We start from the raw sequence: 18,747 nt of genomic DNA on the forward strand, positions 1-18,747 counted from the left end.
GAGCCGTTGAAAAGACCTCTATTAAACATTCTTTATACTTTATTTTTGAATTGTGAATGAATCAATTGTGAATTTTGAGCCGTTGAAAAATTGACCATTAACCATTCATTATTGACATTGTTGAAAATTGACCATTGACCATTCACTATTGACCATCCAGGCTTACATTCATATTCATCCCCGCGCTCAGTTTCGCCACATCTTCTTTTTTGTTGGCGTCTGTGAACTCGATTCTTACGGGAATTCTCTGTTGTACTTTGATGAAGTTTCCGGTTGAGTTATCAGTCGGTACGCTTGAATATCTTGAACCGGTTGCTGCGGAAACTGCGGTGACTTTTCCTTCAAACTGTTTTCCACCTAAGGCATCGGCAGTCATCATTAGTTTTTCACCTATTTTAATATTTGGCATCTGGCTTTCAAGGAAATTAGCGGTTACCCATTTTTGATTGTTTAAAACGATGGTTGCAACTTGTTGTCCGGGTTGAATTAACTGTCCTTCAGAAATCGTTCTTCTTCCCATCACACCATCGTACGGCGCAGTGATAACGGTGTAAGAAAGATTGATTTTCGCCATATCCAAAGCAGCTTTTGTTCTTTTGATTTCTGCATCGTTGATGCCTAATTTGCTTTTCACTTCGGTTGTCGAAAGGTTGGCCGATTGTTTCTGATTGACCAAAGTTTCGTAGGCTGCTTTTTGCGCATCGTACTCGGTTTTGGCCTGGTCAAATTGCTGTCTCGTCACCGCTTCTGCTGCTAAAAGGTTTTTGTATCGGCCTAAATTCTGTTCGGCATTCCACAATCTTGCTTTTGCTCCAGCGATATTGGATTCCATCACGCTGACGTTGTTGGAAACGGTATTGATTGAAGAACCTGTAGCCGAACGTTGCGCCAAAGCGTTTTGATATGCCGCTTCCGCCTGCCCGAGCTGCGTGATAATTTCACGGTCATCCAAAATGGCCAACGTATCGCCTTTTTTCACCTGCTGATGTTCGATAAATTTTATTTCCTTAATGTAAGCCGAAACCCTTGTGTTGATTGGATTGATAAATTCCTCCACCTGAGCCGCTTCCGTATAGGTTTTGTCGCCGATGTGAAAGTACTGACGAATCAGCCAAAACAATCCGAAACCAATCACCGCAAAAACAATAACGTTTGAAATGATGGCTCTGATTTTATTTTTCCTGTTTTGTTTTTTCTTGGCTTCAGCACTTGAAACCACAGGTTTTACCGGCGCTTGTGGTTGTGTATCTTGAGTATTTTGTTCCTTGTTTTCCATTGTTTTTGTTTTATATCTTTTTTGAACACGACGTTCAGAGAGGTTTTTCTTATTAAATGTTTTGAGTTCGCAATGCCGTTTTTAACGCAAAGATTTTATTTGAAACCGCTTAATTTTAAGAGTGCAAAGGCAAATAAATTTGCTTCGCAAAGCTTACGTAAAAGCTTAATACAATCAACTTTTTGAATTTATGTTTATTTATTTTTTCTATTACTGATTTTAGTCATTTAAAAATTGTTCAAAATTATTTCCCCAGCCCTAAAGCGTAATTTTGACCAATTTTCAAGAGAATTTTTCCTCCCTTTAGGGTTGGGGCAAAGAAAAATTCTTTTGAAAATTTACATTTGAAATTAAAGCGTCCCAGTCGACTTCAGTAAATTATAATATTGATACAGCACATTGATTTCCGCATTTGCAAAGTCCAGTTCAGACTGTAGTTTCTGGTTTTGCGCATCAATCATTTCTGCCTGTACCGCCAACTGATTAAGATACTTTGCTTCGGTGATTTTATAGTTTTCTTCCGCCAGTCTTTTCGCATCATTTAAAATATCGGCCTGCTGAATTGCTTCCTGATATTTGACGTAAGAAGCGTTTACATTCATATCAATATTCTGTTGGGTTAAAGTCAAAGCGTCATTGGCCTGCGCTTTCTGGAATTCACCCAGCTTTACTTTTTCTTTGGTTTTATACAGATTATCGATGTTGTAGCTTAAAGAAATTCCACCTTGCCAACCGCTCGCATACATATCCAGTACAGGATTTCTATTGGTAATCGGCCTTTGCAGACTGTACCCACCGAAACCGGAAAGCGTGGGCATTCTGTCGGTTTTTATGATTTCAATATTTTTGTCGGCAACACCAATGTTGGTTTGCGCAGATTTCAATTGTGGATTGCTGTCGTGAGCGAGATTTAAATAATAATCCATCCCAATTCCTGATTCTTTATTTTCTAAATTTTCAACGGGAATAATTTCGGTATCGGCAGGCAATCCTAAACCAATATTTAAATTGTAATTAAGGATTTTTCTGTTGTTGGCTAAAGTCAGAATGCTTTGGTCAAGATTTTTAATCGCCAGTTCCCCACGGATGACTTCATTTCTCGTTACCATTCCCTGTTTGTAGAAATCGTTGATGTTCTTCAAACGTTGCTGAGCCAGTTTTTTATTATTATCAAAAACCGATTGTTGGTTGATGATTTTATAAACATCCAGATAATTTGAAATCACTAAAAATTTTACATCCTGCTGATTCTTTTCTAAATCCAGTTCAGAAAGCTGTTCACGAAGTCCTGCCAATTCAATTGATTTATTGACCAATCCGCCTTTGAAAATCAATTGAGTAGCCTGCACACCATACGTACTTCCGTAATGAGGCATCGGAATCGCGGTTGAGTTAGAAAAATCTTTGTCGATTGCCACCACATTTCCCAAATAAAATTGAGTTGTAGAAGCTGTGATGGAAGGGAGTTTCTGAAGTTTGGTAATATCCGTCTGCTGTTTGGCAATATTGATATTCTGTGCCGAAATCTTCAATTGGTAGTGATTCTGAAGCGCCAGTTCGGCAACTTCATTTGCTGTCAGCTGTTTTATTTCTTGTGAAAAAAACAGCGCAGGAAAGATAGCCATCACGAGTGACAGTGCTGTTTTTATATTCTTTGTCATTTTACCTTGTTTTACGAAGCAAAGTTACGACGGATGCAATATCAAACAAATGTTTGAGATTTGGAAAAAGATGTCCAAATGTAGGATTTTAACCTTCGAACTGATTTCGGTATTGAGAAGGACTTACTTGTAAATGTTTTTTAAAAAAGTGAGAAAACGAATACTGGTCGCTGAAACCAAGAATTGTAGAAATCTCTGAAACAGGCTTTTTAGAAGAGTTTAATAACACTTTTGCTTCATTGATTACAATTAAAGCAATAATCTGACTCGCCGACTTTCCTGTAATGGTTTTTACTACTGACGAAAGATGTCTGGTTGTAATCGACTGTCGTTCGGCATAGAACTCCACCGTTCTTTCATTATGATGATGAGAAGCTAAATCATTGAGAAAAACGAAAACTATTTCTTCCTGCCTAGACATCTGATTCATCGAATTGCTGTCCTCGCTGGATATAATTCCGGCCATCTGGTAACAGAAGACTGAGAACAGATGTTCCACCATTTCTTTTTTGTAGGTCATTTCAGTCTGAGAATCGAGAATATATTTTAAAAAATTGACACTTTTCCAGACCACATCCATATCATCCTGATGAAAAGGAACCCCCACATTCATCTGCTGACGGAAGTAACGATACGTAATCAAACGGTTGAATTTCAGAGACAAAGCGGAAATAAATTCCCGTTTGTAAGAAACCATCCTCGACTGAAAATCATCACTCACAGAAATGAGTTCATAAACGGTCTGCGGGTCGGTCACCATAAACATATTTGCAGACAGTTCGAGGTCACTGAAATGCTGTCGCAGTTTGATAGAACCGCTTCTGATAAAGATAAAAGCAGGATTATCAGGACGGAAAGGTTTGTCGGCGGAGATTCTTTCAAAGATATTATGTTGCGTAAAAATCTCAACCCCGAATTTTTCTAAAGCAGACATAATGCAAATTTAACGATTCTAATTTTTAAAAGAAGTTAGAGATTAGATTTTAGAAATTAGAGAATTCATTTGTTTTAATAAGAAAAGTTAAACAAAAAACCTCAGAGAAAATGTTCTGAGGTTTTTGGACTTTCATAGCCCCGATAGTAACGGTTACCCCACAGCAAGCCTTGGGAAAAGCTTTGGCGCGAGGAGTAATAGTGGATAGCGGGATTAAGCTCCTAAAAATTTATTTTGTCACGACGTAAACTTCCTCGTATGGCTGAATCAACACCCAACCGTTGCCGGAAAATTTCATCTGGAATTCTTCGCCACTTCCTCTGCCGATGAGGCTTTTTAGGGAAACGTTGGTCTTTAGTTCTGGTGTTAAATTGCCGGACCACGCAACTGTGGCATTTGGGTCGGTGAAAACCGGTGCGTCTGGCGTTACCAAAAGGGTTAGCGGATGTCCGTGGGTCGTGATAGCGATATGGCCGGTTCCGGTAAGTTTTACTTGGAAAAGTCCGCCTGCCATAACGCCTGCGATGCTTTTTAGCATTTTGATGTCGCTTTTGATGCTTTGGTCGTGCGCCAAAACGTCGTTTCCGTTGACGGAGATGGATTCATTTTCCAGGTAAAGGATTCTTACTTTTTTGCCGTTGTCTGCAACGTACAATCTGCCGGTTCCTTCGGCTTTCATCAGTTTTGTGCCTTCGCCAGAAATTGCTTTTTTGAGAAGGTTGCCCAGTCCGCCTGAAAGCATTCCTTGTCTTTCGAAATTGACGTTCCCGACGTAGCCGACCATACTTCCGGCCTTTGTCCAGACCGCTTGGTTGTTGAGGTTGATTTCCAGAAGTTCTGGTTTCTCCAGCTCAAAATAGTCTTTTTCCTGTGAGTTTTCTTTGGTCTCGTTGACGAAAGCTTCGATTGAAAATTTGCTCATACTTTATTTTTTTTGGTCTTACCAAACTACTGATTTTTTTGATAGGATTGATATTAAATAAAGAAAAACCCAACAAAATTGTCAGGTTTTAAATATAATAGGTAAAAATTTGGTCTCTAAAATTGTCCGCCTCCGAGTGCTCTGTAGAATTCTGTAACGGCTTGCAATTGTTGTAATTTGTCATTAACGCCGGAAAGTCTGGCTTGTAATAAGGATTGCTCGGACGTCAACACATTCACGTAATTGGTATTAGATGAGTAGGTTAACAATTCCTTGTTGTATTCCAACGCTTTTTCCAAAGACTGGATTTGAAGTTGTCTTGTGGTTTCTTTTTCTTTCGCTTTTTGATAAGACAGTAATGAGTTTGAAACTTCGGAGCCCGCCGTCAACAAAGTCTTTTCAAATGTATAGTAGGCCTGCATTTTTCGGGCTTCCATTATTCTGACCTGTGCTTTTCTGGTTCCCATTTGGAAGATATTCTGCGTTACCGTTCCTCCAAGCGTGTAAAATAAAGAATTGGTGAAAAAACTTTCCAAAGTTCTGGACGATAAGCCCAAAGTTCCCGTGATGCTGATGGTAGGATAAACCTGCGCCATTGCCATATTTTTATTTTCAAAAGCTTGTCGGAAGGTCAATTCTGCAGCCTGAACATCGGGACGGTTTTTCAGTAGTGATGCAGGAACTCCGGTTTTCAAATCAGTGTAAACGACTTGGGAATCGATGGAATTTCTCTCGATGGATTGCGGATTGTCATTCATCAAAATAGTCAAGGCATTTTCTGTCTGTTGGATTTGCAGTTCCAAATCCGGAACCGTCAGCTGCGCTGAATAAAGATTGGCCTTGCTCTGCTCCACATCTGCTCCGGTCAAATAAGCGGCGTCCATCAAAAGTTCGACAGTTTCCACATCTTTTTTACGGAGTTCGATGGTTTGCTTGGTGATTTCCAATTGTTTATCTAAAGAAATCAATTGATAATACAAACTGGCGGCCTGAGCAACCATTTGTGTCTGGACAGCACGTTTCGCTGCGTCGGTCTGAAGAAATCCTGCGTAAGCTGAGTTTTTCAGTGCTTTGATTCTTCCCCAAACATCTATTTCCCAACCTGTGGAAATCCCCAATCTGTAAACCAATAAATCAGGCATTACAAAGTTGCCACCTTGCGCTGCGCCACTGTTTTTAGTTTCTGTAATCGAGGCAACACCATCTACACTTGGAAGATTTTGCAGTTTCGATTGTTTGAAAACCGCGCTGGCTTCCTGAATCCTGGTCACAGCTATTTTTAAATCCAGATTGTTCTGAATGGTCTTATTGATAATCCCTTGAAGTTTTTCATCGGTGAAAATCTGCTTCCACTGCACATTTGCGACAGACGTGCTGTCGTTGTTGGTTTTTTGTCGGAAGAGATTGTCCTTTCGGCTTTGCTCGACCTCGGGATTTTTATAAGTATCTGTGACTTTACACGAGTAAAAGAAACCAGCGACACCTGCTAATATGATTAGATTTTTTAAATTCATTGTTCTCAACTTTTGGTTATTCGCTTAGTTCGCCTTCATACTTATCAGACACTTTTTTGCTGCTCACTTTCTCTTGCAAATACATAAAGATTGCAAACAAAATCGGAATAAAAAACACTCCGAATATGGTTCCGAAAAGCATTCCTCCAATCGCTCCAATTCCGATGGATTGGTTACCAACCGCTCCTGCTCCAGTTGAAATCGCCAATGGAATCAAACCGAAAATGAACGCGAATGAGGTCATCAAAATCGGACGAAGCCTTTGTTTCGCACCACTGATTGCTGCGTGTGCAATCGTGTAACCTTTTTTCCTTGCATCTAGGGCAAATTCTACAATTAGAATCGCATTTTTCGCTAAGAGTCCGATTAGCATAATGAGGGAAATCTGCGTGTAGATATTATTAGAACCACCAATCCAGCTGCTGAACATCATTACGCCAGCCAAACCAACCGGCAATGACAACATTACTGCAAATGGTAAGATATAACTCTCATATTGCGCTGCCAAAAGGAAATAAACGAATACACAACATAAGATGAAGATGTAAACCGTTTGTCCTCCAGCGGTAACTTCCTCTCTCGTCAATCCGGAAAATTCGAAGCCGTAACCTTGAGGTAAAGTTTCCTTCGCCACTCTTTCTACGGTGTTGATTGCATCTCCAGAAGAGAAACCAGGATTTGGTGTTCCGTTCAGAGAGATGGCTGTAAATAGATTGAATCGGCCGATTGCCTGCGGTCCGTAAACTCTTTTTGCTGTGATGAATCTGCTCAAAGGAGCCATTTCGCCATTGGCGTTTCGAACCTGAATCATATTAAAACTTTCCAGATTTTCTCTGTCTTCGAAAGGCGCTTGATAAATCACACGATATTGTTTACCGAAAAGATTGACATTGGAAGCGTAAACACCACCGTAATAACCTTGCATTGTCGTCAAGATATCATTAACAGAGAATCCTGCGGCTTTCGTTGCGGCAATATCAATATCAATCATATATTGCGGATAGTTCGGATTGAAAGATGTGAACGTTCTTTGAATATCGGGTTGCTGATTCATTTTATCGATGAAGTCATTGGTCACTTTGGTCAAGTCGGCGATGCTTCCACCTTTCTGGTCCTGAATCTGCATCTCGAAACCTGCGGCATTACCAAAACCTTGAAGCGTTGGTCTTCCGAAGAAAGTCATTTTTGCATCCTTAATTCCAGCGGTTTCTTTGTACATTCTCGCAACAAAAGATTGAAGGTCGGTACCTTTATCGGTTCTGTCTTTCCAGTCTTTTAGTTTGACGATGAGCATTCCGTTGTTGGAACCACTTCCACTTATCATCCCCCGACCAGAAACTTTAAAGATGTGCAGAACTTCCGGTTGTTTTTTGACGATGTTTTCCACCTTTTGCATCACTTCCTTCGTCCTGTTTTCATTGGAACCGATTGGAAGCGAGATATCCATAAAAATCCCACCCATATCTTCACTCGGAACGAAGGATTTCGGTGTCGTATTCATTAGCCAAACGAAGATTCCAGCGAAAACCGCGAGACCTGCGAAAGCAATCCATTTTTTCTTTAATAAAAACAAAATCCCTCTCGTATATTTTTTGACCATCGCATCAAAAATGATGTTGAAATTGGTAAAGAATCTTTCGAGGAAATTCTTTTTCTTCTCTTCGTGAGAATGTGGCTTAAGGAAAATCGCACATAAAGCCGGACTTAATGTCAATGCGTTGACGGCTGATAAGATAATCGAAATCGCTAAGGTCAATCCAAACTGTTTGTAGAAAACCCCGGCAGAACCAGAGATAAAACTCACCGGAATGAAAACCGCCGCCATTACCAACGTAATACTGATAATCGCGCCACTGATCTCGTCCATCGCAGTTACCGAAGCTCGAAGTGGTGATTTTTCGCCATTTTCAAGTTTGCTGTGAACGGCTTCTACGACCACAATCGCATCATCGACCACAATTCCTACTGCTAAAATCAAGGCGAAAAGTGTCAATAGATTAATGGTAAATCCGAAAATACTTAAAAAGAAAAACGTTCCTACAATCGCCACCGGAACCGAAATCGCCGGAATCAATGTTGAACGCCAATCCTGAAGAAAAAGGAAAACCACTATGAATACAAGGATAAAAGCTTCAAACAATGTGTGAATTACTTTTTCAATGGACGCATCCAAAAAGTCGTTGGCGTTGACAAGCGCAACATATTTCACACCTTTCGGAAAAGATTCCTGTGCTTTCTCAAGAACCGCGATCGATTGGTCGATCACTTCCTGCGCATTGGAACCTGCCGTCTGCGCCACAGCCATACCAATGGAAGGACTTCCATCTGTAAAACTGCTTCCTGTATAATCCTGAGCACCAAGTTCCACTCTGGCAACGTCTTTTAACTTTAAAGTTTGTCCGTTCTCAGTCGCTTTGATAATAATATTGTCAAATTCCGGAATTTCGGTCAATCTACCTTTATATTTCAAAGTATAACGGAAACTCTGGTCACTTTCGTCACCTAAACTTCCCGGCGCCGCTTCGATATTCTGTTCAGCCAAAAGTGTGCTGATATCGGAAGGAACCAAGCCATAAGAAGCCATCTTGTTTGGGTCCAGCCAAATTCTGATCGAATAGTCCTTGGAACCGAAAACCGTCACATCACCAACACCCGTTACCCTTTTGATCTGCGGAACGATGTTGATATTGGTATAGTTTTGAAGGAAGGTCATATCGTAATTCGGATTCTCACTGTAAAGGGAGAAGATCAAAACGTTGGAACTTTGTCTCTTCAAAACCGTAACTCCCGCTTGTGTCACCTCTCTCGGTAAAAGTGAGTTGGCTCTGGAAACCCTGTTCTGAACGTTTACCGCCGCAATATCTGGATCAACACCCTGCTTGAAATAAACAGTCACCGAACCAGAACCGTCATTGGTGGCGGAGGAGGTCATATACGTCATTCCTTCTACCCCATTGATCTGCTCTTCCAGCGGAACGATAACACTTTTGAGAATTACGTCGGCGTTCGCACCCTGGTAACTTGTATTCACCACGACCGTTGGCGGTGCAATATCTGGATATTGGGAAACCGGCAAGGTCACAATCCCCAAAACACCGAGAATCACGATGATAATGGAAATTACGGTGGATAATACCGGACGTTCTATAAATTTTTTAAACATATTTTTTAGACTAAAAGAAAAAAGAGGAAAGATAAAAGACTTCCAAAATTAAAAGCTTTCAATTCTCACTTTAGACATTAATGAAATAATTTGAAAGACTATTTTCTCGCGATCACGTTTTGAAGCGTCGTTTCCTTTGGGACAACCACGGTTTCATCTTTCAGAAGACCAATGCCTTCTACCACGATCTTATCACCTTGTTTCAATCCTGAAGTCACGGCGTAAGTCAATCCGTCTGGAAGATCTTCAACTTTGACCTCTGTGGATTTCACTTTGTTATCAGCGCCGATCAGGTAAACCAAAACTTTACCTTGAAGTTCATAAGTCGCTGCTTGTGGAATGATGATGACATTCTCCATATTGTTCGGCAATTGAACCGTTGCACTATAACCACTTCTGATGAGACCTTTTGGATTTGGGAAAGTGGCACGCATTGAGAACGAACCTGTGTTCGGGTCTACCAATCCGCTGATGGATTCTATTTTACCTTTTTCATCATATTTGCTTCCATCGGAAAGGAGCAATTCTACCAATGGAGAATTCTTTAATTTCTCCTTAATTGTCGCACCTTCTGCGTGTTTGAAGAATTCAAGTTGTTGTTTTTCATTAATTGAAAAATAAGCGAATATTTTTGAAACATTCGAAACCGTAGTTAACGGTTGCGCTGTAGCTGTGCTGATGTAACTTCCAGCCTTGTAAGGTAAAGTCCCAACCACACCACTCACAGGACTGTAAAGTTTGGTGTAACCTGCATTCACTTGAGCGTTCGTCAATTGAGCCTGAGTCTCTGCCAATGATGCTTTCGCAGATTTGAGCGCCAATTCTGCAGACTGTAGTTCGTAAGCGGAGATGATCTTTTTATCAACCAAAGGCTTGGTTTTTGTGACTTGCATTTGTGCAGTCGCAACTGCTGCTCTTGCGCTGTTTACTGTTGCTTGTGCTGCTAAAACTGATTGTTCGTACTGAGGATTTCTAATGAGGAAAAGCAATTGTCCTTTGCTGACCTGGCTGCCTTCATCGATGTAGATCTTTTCCACGAAACCGTCTATTTTCGGACGGATCTCTACATTTTCAATCCCTTCCAGTCTGGCAGGATATTGTGTCAAATTTTCAGCGGGACCACTTTTTGCAACGATATATTGATATGGTTGAGGCGGTAATTCTTTTTTCTCGTCTTTGTTCTCTGACTTGGAACATGATGTCAAAAGACCTAAAACAACAAAAAAGCTAAGCGCGATATTCCTCATAAATACTAATTTTTTAGATGTGTTTTCAAACAAACGTTCAAATTTATTGATTAAATATAAAATACACATTATGTATCCAATAATAAAATCTATCAAATATAATCAAGAAAAACTATTATTACTGAAATCCAGCCAGTTAAAAAAATATTTTAATGAATATTTAACACATTGTTTTCAAACAAATGTTTGAAACATCTTTTCGATTTTGACTTTTCTTAAAAGATAAATCCTGATTTCAACATCCAAAAAATTAATTTCAAATATTCATCTTCAGTCTTGATAAATTAGCTCGCAACAAAACTATGTTCTAATTTTCACAAACCACTTACCTGGATTACGGAAATGGTTACCAATTTTACTTATCATCTTTTACAGAAAATTAATTGTACACAATAGAAATTTGGCGAATTCAAAATTTATTTTGGATATTTACATTTAATAATATTCTATGAAAGAAGTCATTCTTGAACTTTTATTTGCCGGAATCTCGTTTCTGATTTTCTTAATATTTTTAATTATTGGGCTCATAAAAAAAAAACGAAATCTAATCATAACATCAATCGTATTTTTATTTATTTCAATTACGATTGGAAGCATTGCAATATTTTCAATTACGAAGAAGACTTATCAAATTAGTAAAAAGGCTTATAACAAGGTTTCGGAACTCAGCAAACCAAGAACTGGGATGGAGATTTATGAAAGTTTACTTGGAAAACCGGAAACTAATTGCGTTGAGATTTTGAATTATGAAGATCAAACAGTTCCGAAAATCGATATTGCCATTCTGCTTCATTTCAAAACTTGCCCGAAGGAATTAAAGAGAATACTAGCGCAAAAAGATTTTGAATTTGAAAAAATAAAAACATCTGAACAATCCGATGAAAGTTGGTTCAAACCAGAGAAAATGGGTGACAGTATTTTGACGTTCAAATACTATGACATCAACGGAAATGGACAAGAAATCTACAGTTCAAAAGACAGCACAGAGGTTTATTTGAAAGACATTTGGGATTAAGATTAATCTTCAAAATAAAAACTATGAAACCAAAATCGTTACCAATCCTCTTCAGCCTCAATTCCCTTTACCTGTCGTTGCTTTACTTCAGGCTATTTTGGACTTCGGATGGTGTGGAAACACCTCAGCTTCTGATTTATAAATATGCGCTATATTCCGTATTCTTGGTTTATCCGCTTTTCATTTTCTCGATTTTGATTTTTTCGAAAATGACAAAAGCGAATATGTTTCTCAAGTTTTTGATTTTCGGATTGGTTTTATCTGGTCCGGTTTTGTACTTCTACACCTTTGATTTATTCCAACAAGAGGAACTTTTGTGTGGTTACTTGGTAATTTTGATACAATGTTTGATTCAATCCCAAGCAGTGAGAGATGAGGAAATGATTGCGAGATTTGCGAGTGTTTATGCAGGAAAATTACTGTTGTGGTTTTTCATTTTGATCTTATCGCTGTCATATCTTTTGATTAATGACAATGATATTTTGATGAATATGCTATTTGGAAGCGTGTACTATTTGAGCGTCGGCATCTTGGATTATTTCGTCAACAAGTATAAATTTCTGACCGAAAAATAATCGAATGTAAATTAGGATTTCCTCACAACCGGCAGAATCTCATTCCTGTTCAAACCAAATCTTTTAATTTCCGTTTCTGAGAATTTTTGAGAATAGAAATTAGCATCAACTTCAAAACCAACACTTTTCAATCGATCGAAGTAATCCATTCCGTACCAACGAACGTGATCGTATTGTCCAAAATGTTTTTGACGTTCCTTCGGATCTGTGATCGTGAAATCTTCGTAAGTCGTTTCGAGAGAATTTCTCATTGGAACTTGCACGATTCCCCAGCCTTTTGGTTTCATCACGCGATAAAGTTCGGACATTGCTTTTCTATCATCGATGATGTGTTCCAAAACGTGGTTGCAAATAATGACATCGTAAGTATTATCTGCAAAAGGCAGATCCAAAATATCCGCTTTCACATCCACAATCGGTGAGAAAAGATCGGCCGACGTGTAATCCAGATTTTTCATCTTTTTGAATTTTCTCAAAAATTCCTGTTCCGGAGCGATGTGCAAAACTTTCAGTTTAGCTGTGAAAAAATCAGTTTCATTTTGAAGATAAAGCCACATTTGGCGGTGTCTTTCTAATGACAAAGTTCCTGGCGAAAGCGCATTTGCACGTTGTTTTCCGTAGCCGTATGGTAAGAATTTGTGATAAGATTTACCATCAATCGGATCGGTGAAATTATCACCTTTGAAAAAGAGAACAATCAACGGACGCAAAAAAATGCTTAAGTTAATAAGCATTGGTCTTGGGATTTTATTGAGTAGAAATTTGGTGAATTTTTTCATTAATTAAAAATCCAGCTGAAACGCTTTTTCCTCATCCGATTTGATTCCTAAAGCTTCGTAGATGTAATCGTAAGTAGAAAGTAAAACCGGTTTTCCGTTGATGATGCAAACATCGTGTTCGAAATGCGCAGACGTTTTGTTGTCCAAAGTCGTCACCGTCCAACCGTCATTGTGGAACTTCACTTTTTCGGTTCCAAGGTTGATCATTGGCTCGATGGCAAGCGCAATTCCGTCTTTCAGGACTTTACCGCTTCCAGGTTTTCCGTAGTTTGGAACCTGAGGATCTTCGTGCATTTTTCTACCAACACCGTGACCTACCAATTCGCGAACCACGCCGTAGCCTTCTTTCTCACAATGTTTTTGGATAGCGTTGGAAATGTCACCAACACGTTTTCCTCTCACACATTGTTCTATACCTTTGTATAAAGATTCTTTCGCAACTTTCAACAATTTTTTGTCTTCAGCAGAAACTTCACCGACTTCAAAAGTGTAAGCGTGATCGCCCACAAATCCGTTCCAGAAAACACCGCAATCTACGGACAAAATCGTCCCTTCTTTTACTGGTTCTGTGTTTGGAATGCCGTGAACAACTTGATCGTTTGGCGAAATGCAAAGTGAGGCAGGAAATCCGCCATAACCTAAAAAGGCAGGCTCTGCACCGTGATCTTTGATAAAATCGTAAGCTAATTTGTCAAGATGTAAAGTTGTAACGCCTGGTTTTATTTCCTTAGCCAACATTCCCAAAGTCTGGGAAACCAATCTTGCACTTTGCTTCATCAACCGAAGCTCCTCTATTGTTTTGAGTTGAATCATTTAAATTTGTATTAATGTATGATGTAAGATGTCCAATGTATTTATAATGTAATACTTTGTACTTGATACATTTTACTTTGTACTAAAAGACTTACCAAAAAAGGCCTTTTTTCTTTTCTTTTTTCATTTTTGAGTAAGCGTGAACTTCGCCTCCTGCTACTTGGAATTCTATTCGCTCATTGATGATCTGGTAGATCTCGCCCCAACCTGGGAATCCTCCAAGATTTCTATCGTCTATGAAAAGGTCGGCGTCTAATTTTCTGGATTGTGTTTCGTGGTCGAAAACTTCACCTTCGAAACTTGAGTTGATGGCGTAAAATTCCAAACCATTCTTTCTGCAGAATTCCACAGCTTCTTCTAGAGATTTACCGTGTCTGTATGTCCAAAGAATCAGTCTATAACCTTCACCTTGAAGTTTTTTCAGGGTTTCGAATGCAAATGTTTTTGCCTTTCCTATTCCTGGATAAGCATCATCCACTATGGTTCCGTCAAAATCGATTGCTAGTTTTTTATTACTTTTTATCATCGTTGTTATTAAAAAAAATAAGTCTGCAAATATACGAATTATATAAATTCCTTTTGAAGATAGAAATAAGATATTAAACCAAACAAAATACATCGATTGTAATCTTAGTATTATTGCTCATCAGTCATAAAAAATGCGCTTAGACAGCGCATTATATTTTAACTTTTCACCCATTTGAAACTGTACGGCAGTTCCGGTGTTTTGATCCTGTCTGAGATTCTTTGCAATCTGTCTGGCAGTTTCATCAAGTAATCTCTGGCTCTTTCTGCTTGATCATTCAGGTTTTTCATTTGGTCGATTTTCCATTCATCCAAAAGATCAGATAGAATATTGATATAATCTTGCGCTGTATAGACCATTGCTCTTTGTGCGGCATCGGAAAAATGTTCCCAAAGTTCGCCGGCTTTTTGTCCAGATTCCCTAAGAAGATGTGCAGGCATTACGATTTTCCTTCTCATCATATCTTCGAAGGCGAGCATCATTCCGCTGGCGTCCATCTCGAAAATCCTTGAGGAGAAATCCTTGTAAGCTTTGGCGTGTCTTGCTTCATCTGCTGCGATGACGCCACACATTTGTGCTAATTTTTTATTTCCGGATTGCTTTGCCAAAGTCCCTACTCTTCTGTGCGAAATATTGGTTGCTGTTTCTTGAAAACTTGTGTAAACGAAATTTTTATAAGGGTCTGAACTGGTTCCGATGTCGAAACCGTCGCTGATGAGATGTTGCGTTGTGATCTCCATCTCGCGCATATTCACGCGACCGCAGAGGTAAAGATATTTTCCGAGAAGGTCGCCGTGACGGTTTTCTTCTGCGGTCCAAGCTCTGATCCATTTGGTCCAGCCTGTATTTTTTTCTTGATTTACGCCATCGAGGTTCATCAACCAAGATTCGTAAGTTGGCAATGCTTCTTCTGTGATGCAATCGCCTATCAATGTTACGAAAAGGTCATAAGGCATTTCTCTGGCAAATGTTTGCAGCTCCTCGATCTCATCTTTGAAATTATCGCTGGAACTGTCCGGAAGGAAATCCGAAGGTTGCCATATTTTCTCGATCGGTGTAAGATATGATGCGATAAACTCGTCCATATTCTTTTCCATCGATCTCATTACCTCTATCTGTAACTCTTTTTCGTGCATTAAATTGAATCTTATTTTATGGTTTCAAATATAGCAAAATCATACCAATGGCTATTGACCTACCGAAGTTTGTGATACTTTAAGAAATTAATAAGAAGATGAAAATAACTTTAAATTTATAAACAACTTTAGAGAATTACAACTAACATTATAAAAAAACCAGCGAAAATGCTGGTTTTTATTAAAGATTATGTGTTAACAAACTATTGTTTTATAATCTTTACGGTTTCTGTTTTACCGTTTCTAAGCATCACTTTTCCAACATAATTACCTGAAGTAAGATTTGATACATTAACTTTATTGTTACTAACCGTAGCATCTTTCACAAGCTGTCCTGCGGTGTTATAAATCAGAATTCTTTCTGCTTCTTGGTTGGAAACGATTGTCATTTCATTCTTAACAGGATTTGGATAGAAACTGAAATTGTTTTTATTGAAATCATTTACTGCCAAGCTAGATTTGGAATATCCAATCGCCTGAAAAACATAATTATATCCATCATTGATCTCCCAAGATTCTCCGTCGTCATAAGAAGTATAAGAATATCCACCGATGCCATCTTGAGACGTGGCTTCCCATTGCAGATAATCCGTGAAAGGAACCTGCTTTGCCTTAACCTCAACAAAATATTTCCCTTGGCTCAATTCTACAGCTTGAGGCAATTCGAAATCCAGATCCACAGCAACCATTTCCAATGGATATCCTGGAACTGGCCAATAACCGAAATAATTTTCAGTCTTCGGACCGATATTCTCAAAAGAGAACAAAATCTCTCCAGGCGCATCATCTACAGAAGAACGGATATTAATTGTTGCATTCTCAATATTTCCTAATTGTAATGTTGAAATTTTAAAGTTTGTAAGCGTAAACTTCGTATTGTCGGGAACAATGATATCATCTGCCAACGATCTTCCCGGCATGCTGGCTCCATCTTCATGCGCGTCGGAAACATTGCCTTGGCTGGTTGCTGTGCCATAATCTGGTTGAGTTTCGCCTGTGGAAGTACAAATACCTGAAACTTGGAAGACATGATCATAATAAGAATAACCGCCAAACCAATCGTCGGAATCAAATTTGGAATAGCCAAATCTGCCTAACTTGGTAGTTTCCTGATTATTGATTTCCCAGCTTGCAGAAGTAGCATCTCCAGGCTTCGCTTTTACGGATAGGTAATATTTGCCTTTCGGCAAATCGAATGTTGAAGGAAGATTCACGTTGATCTCATACGCTGAATTATTTTCCAATGTATATTTGAAAGCTTGAGAAGCGGGAACCACGTTTTCAAATGACTTGATAAGATCTCCTGGCCTGCCAGCATTGTCCTTATAAAAATAAAGATTGACATAAGTAAGATCGGAAGAACCTTTCAGCGCATTAAACTTCACATTATTCACAGTGAGGATCTTCCCAAACTCCACATCAAAATCTGATGCAGATGTATATTCGTAGTTTCCGCCTGTGGTAATATTTTCGCCGTTTCCAGTAGTGTCTGATGAAACACCATAAACGCAGTTTTGAGAAAATGACATCACACCGGACAGCATCATCAAAAAAATCAAATTTTTCTTCATAAAACAGATATTATAATTATTAGATGCTAAACTAGTTTACATTATCATCAAATCCAACGACAAGGCTTTCAAAATCCTTGATTTTTAAAGTGAAAAATAATTCTAAATAACTGATTTAATGATACTTAAAATTTAAAAACTCATTTTATCAAGATTGAGATTTTGAAGCTTCACGGATGAAGACGGAAGGTGAGATCCCTGTGATATTTCTGAAAACGGTCGCAAAAGAACTGTGTGAAGCGAAGCCACATTCCTCCGCCATATAACTTATTTTATAATTTTGATACTCCTTATGATTATAAATTTTTTGACAGATGTAAGCGATTCTCAACTCATTAATGTAAGTATTGAAATTCTTGCCTTTGTATTTATTGATGACTTCGGAAAGATAACTCGTATTGGTTTTCAACTGCAAGGCAAGACTTGAGATCGTGAGTTTTGGATTGGTAAATTTTTCAGAATCCTCAAATTTCTTGAGTTTGTCCAACAGATCTTGTTCTACCGAATTAGGAATCTGGAGCGTTACTTCTTTGGGTGTCTTCTCCAGAGATGCGGGCAACTTGCTTTTTTCCTCGTTATCAGATTCTAATTTACTAATGATATTCTCAAAAACCTTTCTTTCCTTTCTTCTACGATATAGCAGATAAATGATCGCTCCAGCCAGAAACAAACCAAAGATAATTGCTATGACAACGACGCTCTTTTTAGAACTATCTGCGTACGAAATAGCTTGCTTATAATCTTTCTGCTCTGCATCGATGGCAGAAGATATCGCCTGCATTTCCTGTTCCTTGGTTGACTTGTTCAGCTTAATATATACCTCATTGTAGAAAGAATATTGAGATTGGTCGTCCAAAAATTTGTAATTCTGCGAAAGATTATAATAAACATCAGAAAGAAGGCGCTTGTCCAGATTATTTTTATGTTCCAAGACAACCTTCAAAGTATCAATCGCCCTTTGATATGCTTTCCTGCCAGAGTAAACCTGAGACAACGAATTATATATAAAATGGTCAAGCTCTTTGTTGTAATTATTTTTAATGGCCAAAGCCTTATTCAGATAGATCTCTGCAGAATCGTTTTTCAGATAATGATAGGAGTTTCCGATATTGTACAAAGAGCGTCTGTGGTTGTAAACAGCCTGGTCATCTGGATTTTTAACCGACTCAATCTCACGTAAGGATTTTTTGTAATATTCGTTAGCTTTTTGATAGTTTTCTTCGTCAAAATCGATATTTCCGATTTCCAGATAAGAGAGTGTTTTCAGAGATCTTTTCTTATCACTTTCTGGCAGTTTATTAATTTGTTTAATGGCATTGTCCAGATAGAATTTGGCTTTGTTATTTAAATTGAGTTGCACATATTGGTGAGCGATGGATCCATTCATCCTTGCAATCAGTTCATAATCGTCGGTTTTCTCTGCATATTCTTTAGCTTTGAAAAGCAGTTCGGTCGATTTTTTCAGGTCATTATTTTTGAAATAGGCAACCGCAGAAGAAGCCAATTCCTCACTTTTCTTTTTATTGTAAGCATCATCATTGGACAAAATATTTTGGCCGGATACTAGACTTACCATCAAAAAACAACAGAAAAAAAAATTGTTGAACATCTTCAT

The 18,747-nt window shown here is 38.6% G+C and carries 15 protein-coding genes; 2 read left to right on the forward strand and 13 right to left on the reverse strand.

The features are described from left to right. Positions 1 to 145: 145 nt before the first annotated feature. The 7 genes from PQ459_16250 to PQ459_16280 form a co-directional block, all read right to left on the reverse strand. The gene (locus PQ459_16250; protein WDF46441.1) at positions 146 to 1,276 is read right to left on the reverse strand and encodes an HlyD family secretion protein; all 1,131 of its coding nucleotides are present in this window, start codon (positions 1,274 to 1,276) and stop codon (positions 146 to 148) included. Between the two features lie 350 nt (positions 1,277 to 1,626). Continuing rightward, a complete protein-coding gene (locus PQ459_16255; GenBank protein ID WDF46442.1) occupies positions 1,627 to 2,937 on the reverse strand; it encodes a TolC family protein in 1,311 nt (436 codons plus the stop codon). An 88-nt stretch (positions 2,938 to 3,025) separates the two neighbouring features. Next, complete coding sequence (locus PQ459_16260; protein ID WDF46443.1) at positions 3,026 to 3,871, reverse strand: AraC family transcriptional regulator; 846 nt, start codon at positions 3,869 to 3,871, stop codon at positions 3,026 to 3,028. A gap of 229 nt (positions 3,872 to 4,100) precedes the next feature. Next, positions 4,101 to 4,793, reverse strand: coding sequence for an AIM24 family protein (locus tag PQ459_16265; GenBank protein WDF46444.1), 693 nt, complete (start codon positions 4,791 to 4,793; stop codon positions 4,101 to 4,103). A 116-nt stretch (positions 4,794 to 4,909) separates the two neighbouring features. Next, entirely contained in the window at positions 4,910 to 6,307 is a 1,398-nt protein-coding gene (locus PQ459_16270) for a TolC family protein (GenBank protein ID WDF46445.1), read from the reverse strand. Positions 6,308 to 6,323: 16 nt separating this feature from the next. Beyond that, positions 6,324 to 9,470: an efflux RND transporter permease subunit gene (locus tag PQ459_16275; GenBank protein WDF46446.1), complete on the reverse strand. Its 3,147-nt coding sequence runs from the start codon at positions 9,468 to 9,470 to the stop codon at positions 6,324 to 6,326. Positions 9,471 to 9,568: 98 nt separating this feature from the next. Next, a complete protein-coding gene (locus PQ459_16280; GenBank protein ID WDF46447.1) occupies positions 9,569 to 10,717 on the reverse strand; it encodes an efflux RND transporter periplasmic adaptor subunit in 1,149 nt (382 codons plus the stop codon). 448 nt (positions 10,718 to 11,165) lie between these two features. Between PQ459_16280 and PQ459_16285 the strand changes: the two genes are divergently transcribed. Then, positions 11,166 to 11,732 (forward strand): hypothetical protein, encoded by a 567-nt coding sequence (locus tag PQ459_16285; GenBank protein ID WDF46448.1) that lies wholly within the window; start codon positions 11,166 to 11,168, stop codon positions 11,730 to 11,732. 23 nt (positions 11,733 to 11,755) lie between these two features. Next, positions 11,756 to 12,307, forward strand: coding sequence for a hypothetical protein (locus PQ459_16290; protein ID WDF46449.1), 552 nt, complete (start codon positions 11,756 to 11,758; stop codon positions 12,305 to 12,307). An 11-nt stretch (positions 12,308 to 12,318) separates the two neighbouring features. Here the strand turns inward: PQ459_16290 and PQ459_16295 are convergent, their stop codons facing one another. From PQ459_16295 to PQ459_16320, 6 genes are all read right to left on the reverse strand, one after another. Further along, the gene (locus PQ459_16295; protein ID WDF46450.1) at positions 12,319 to 13,086 is read right to left on the reverse strand and encodes a methyltransferase domain-containing protein; all 768 of its coding nucleotides are present in this window, start codon (positions 13,084 to 13,086) and stop codon (positions 12,319 to 12,321) included. Between the two features lie 3 nt (positions 13,087 to 13,089). Further along, positions 13,090 to 13,899 (reverse strand): type I methionyl aminopeptidase, encoded by an 810-nt coding sequence (gene map, locus PQ459_16300; GenBank protein ID WDF46451.1) that lies wholly within the window; start codon positions 13,897 to 13,899, stop codon positions 13,090 to 13,092. A gap of 91 nt (positions 13,900 to 13,990) precedes the next feature. Beyond that, positions 13,991 to 14,422 (reverse strand): hypothetical protein, encoded by a 432-nt coding sequence (locus PQ459_16305; GenBank protein WDF48737.1) that lies wholly within the window; start codon positions 14,420 to 14,422, stop codon positions 13,991 to 13,993. A 161-nt stretch (positions 14,423 to 14,583) separates the two neighbouring features. Further along, positions 14,584 to 15,561, reverse strand: coding sequence for an acyl-ACP desaturase (locus tag PQ459_16310; protein ID WDF46452.1), 978 nt, complete (start codon positions 15,559 to 15,561; stop codon positions 14,584 to 14,586). A gap of 203 nt (positions 15,562 to 15,764) precedes the next feature. Continuing rightward, positions 15,765 to 17,132: a T9SS type A sorting domain-containing protein gene (locus PQ459_16315; GenBank protein ID WDF46453.1), complete on the reverse strand. Its 1,368-nt coding sequence runs from the start codon at positions 17,130 to 17,132 to the stop codon at positions 15,765 to 15,767. A 148-nt stretch (positions 17,133 to 17,280) separates the two neighbouring features. Further along, on the reverse strand, positions 17,281 to 18,708 hold the full coding sequence (locus PQ459_16320) for a helix-turn-helix domain-containing protein (GenBank protein WDF46454.1): 1,428 nt from the start codon (positions 18,706 to 18,708) through the stop codon (positions 17,281 to 17,283). Positions 18,709 to 18,747: the final 39 nt, after the last annotated feature.

The organism is Chryseobacterium sp. KACC 21268, from assembly GCA_028736075.1.
Taxonomy (GTDB): Bacteria; Bacteroidota; Bacteroidia; order Flavobacteriales; family Weeksellaceae; genus Epilithonimonas.